This is a genomic window from Dietzia sp. SYD-A1 (assembly GCF_015356725.1).
Taxonomy (GTDB): Bacteria; Actinomycetota; Actinomycetes; order Mycobacteriales; family Mycobacteriaceae; genus Dietzia.
In genome coordinates this window covers 1-2,292 of sequence record NZ_JADDKI010000449.1, presented here as the reverse complement: position 1 = coordinate 2,292, position 2,292 = coordinate 1, and the positions used below count along the sequence as shown (strand labels likewise).

The following is a 2,292-nucleotide window of genomic DNA, read 5'->3' as shown; positions in this document are numbered from 1 at the left end:
TCCCTCCCGTGTCGCCCGTCCGGTCGCGCAGGAGGACGCCGGGCACTCGGTGGTTCTGCCCGACGGGTCGCGCGTCGCGGTCCCGGTCCCGCGGGAGACCGCGGACATCGGGCCCGGTGACCTGCCGTCCCCGTGGACCCCGGGCACGATCCCGGGCGGACGACCGGTCGCCGCCGCGCTGGGATCGGTGGCGAGCGTCCGCCGGGGAGTCGTGGGGCGCGGCGTCAACATCGCGGTGTGGACCTGGGACGACGCCGCGTTCGCGTGGCTCGCCGGCGAACTCACCGATGAGCGGTTCCGTGAACTCGTCCCGGGGCTGGAGGGCATGGACCTCCACCGCTACCTGCTGCCCAACCTCCGGGCGGTCAACGTCGTCGCGCGGCCCCCGCGGGGCGAGGTGTTGCGACCCGGCCTCGGGTCCGACCTCGCCGCCGCGAGCCTGGAGATCCCGGGTGAGCTCCTCGAGGTCGGCCCCTGACCGAGACCGCGGCTGACCGGGACCGGTCAGGTCGCCGCGCGGAGCTCGACCTTCCGGATCTTGCCGGTCGCCGTGCGCGGGATGGTGTCGACCACCACCACGTCTCGCGGCCGGTGTGAGGAGGACAGACGCTCGGCCCCGAACTCCATGACCGAGGCCTTGAGCTCGTCCCCGTCCGGCGCACCCTCGGCGGGGACCACCACGACCACCACGAGCTCGCCCCACCTGGGGTCGGGGCGGCCGACGCACGCGACCTCGGCGATGTGCGGGTGGTCCATGAGGACACGCTCGACGTGCAGTGACGAGACGTTCTCGCCGCCGGATTTGACGATGTCCTTGACGCGGTCGGCGAACCACACCACCCCCTCGGTGTCGATGCGCCCCAGGTCCCCCGAGTGCAGGCGGCCGCCCACGAACGCCTCGGAGTTGGCCTCGGGGTTGTTCCAGTAGCCCTCCATCACCGTGGGGCCGCGGTAGACGATCTCACCGTCCTCCCCGGTGGGCACGAGTGCGGAACCGCCCGGTTCACTGATCCTGTTCTCCGCGATCGGGGTGGGGTACCCCCAGGAGTCGGATTTGTCCGGGTTGAGCTCCGGCCACTGCATGACGGTGGCCGGAGTGCACTCGCTCATCCCCGAGGCCAGGACTATCCGGGCATCCGGGAGTGCGGCGTCGAGGCGCCGGCGCATCTCCTCGGACATCGGGGCCATGGCGTAGAGCAGGAACCGGAGCGAGGACAGGTCGAGGCCGCGGTCGGTCGCGTCCGCCAGGGCCTCCAGCATGAGGGGCAGGCCCACCAGGTGGGTGGCCCGGACGCGGGCGACGGTCTCGGCGTATCCGACCGGGTCGAAACCCGGCAGGAGGTGGACGGTCGCCCCCATGGTGACCGCCGACAGCAGGACCCCGTTGAGACCGGCGGTGTGGAAGAGGGGGAGCGGGCACACGGTCACCGAGGCCTCGGCGCCCCAGTTCAGGCCGAAGACGGCCCCGTTGCCCAGGGCGGCCATGGACACGGCGAGGTGCGAGGTGAGGACGCCCTTGGGGCGTGAGGTGGTGCCCGAGGAGTAGAGGCACTGCACGACCTGGCGGTCACCGATCACCGTGTCGGGGCTGGAGTCGTCGCCGGACAGCAGGTCGTCCCACCCGATCAGGTCGGGACCGTCGGCGGAGGCCGTCAGTCCGTCGGGGACGCCTCCGATGACGACGACGGTCCGGATCCCGGGCATGGCGGCGACCGCTCCCATCACCAGTTCCGCGAGTGAACCGTGAACGACGAGGATTCGGGTCCCCGAGTCGGTCAGGGCGTGCGCGATGTTGTCCAGCCCGGACAGCAGGTTGATGGGCAGCGAGACCATCCCGGCCTTGGCCGTGCCGAAGTAGGTGGCCACGAACTCGCGGCAGTTCGTCGACAGGATCGCGACCGGCTCCTCCGCCTCGATTCCGTGCGCCACCAGACCGTGGGCGAACCGGTTGGAGACGGACTCGAGTTCGAGGAAGGACCACGACCCGGCATCGTCCGTGAGGGCGGTCCGGTTCGAGAAGGTGGCCGCCGCCCGGGTGGGGATGTCGCCCACCGAGCACCGGCGGGCCAGGGCGTGGTCCACGGGGTCGATTCCGGTCATGTCCAGTCGCATGGTGCCTCCGTAAGGGGTCGGGGAGAGGGGTCGGGCGTCCCGCGTCGGGAGTGATGTGGGTCACCGTGGGCCACCCTCCCAGTCGTCGCGGAGAAAAGCAAGCAAGCATGCTTGCTTTATTTGGGCGGAGGTGGAATCGTTCCCGCCATGACCAACCCCCCGCCCTCCGAGACGGAGGAC

The 2,292-nt window shown here is 71.2% G+C and carries 1 protein-coding gene and 1 pseudogene; one reads left to right on the top strand and one right to left on the bottom strand.

All coding sequences use genetic code 11. The features are described 5' to 3' along the window. Nucleotides 1-478, top strand: a pseudogene (locus IY392_RS15540) (hypothetical protein); the annotation flags it as partial. 26 nt (nucleotides 479-504) lie between these two features. Here the strand turns inward: IY392_RS15540 and IY392_RS15535 are convergent. Next, on the bottom strand, nucleotides 505-2,112 hold the full coding sequence (locus IY392_RS15535) for a class I adenylate-forming enzyme family protein (protein WP_107757073.1): 1,608 nt from the start codon (nucleotides 2,110-2,112) through the stop codon (nucleotides 505-507). Nucleotides 2,113-2,292 lie beyond the last annotated feature (180 nt).

What these genes read in the sequence shown, in the direction of transcription:
- IY392_RS15535 (WP_107757073.1), bottom strand. Translation starts at nt 2,112, where the DNA reads ATGCGACTGGACATGACCGGAATCGACCCCGTGGACCACGCCCTGGCC.